Annotated in this window: 1 protein-coding gene; it reads right to left on the reverse strand. The window is 59.4% G+C overall.

Translation table 11 applies throughout. From position 1 onward, the window contains the following. Positions 1-315 (reverse strand): hypothetical protein (locus tag OC71_RS26755; RefSeq protein ID WP_041075076.1); only part of this gene is annotated, 315 nt, incomplete at both ends.

Below are 315 nucleotides of genomic sequence, written 5' to 3' on the forward strand. Positions count from 1 at the left end.
GTCACCGATTGTGGGAAGCCTGCAGCCACACCATTAGTAACCACGGCGATGCCGCCCACGGTCAGGCTCGTTACACCGTCTTGTGCAGTGATGGTGAAGGTGCCGCTTTGGGTCAGCGCGGTTGGGTCAGGAGCGCTGCCGGTGCTGAGGTTTTTCTCGTAAACCGTGAGTTCGCCGCCGTTGACGTCGAGACCGTTGAGGACCACCGGATCGTCATTATTGTGAATCTGCAGCACCAGATTCGCGGTGCTGGTGTCGCCGTCAGAATCGGTGATGGTGTAGGTGAAATTCTCGGTGCCGTTACCGCCGCCGTGC

The sequence above is a fragment of the Pseudomonas sp. W15Feb9B genome, assembly GCF_000828175.1.
GTDB classification, from domain to species: domain Bacteria; phylum Pseudomonadota; class Gammaproteobacteria; order Pseudomonadales; family Pseudomonadaceae; genus Aquipseudomonas; species Aquipseudomonas parakoreensis.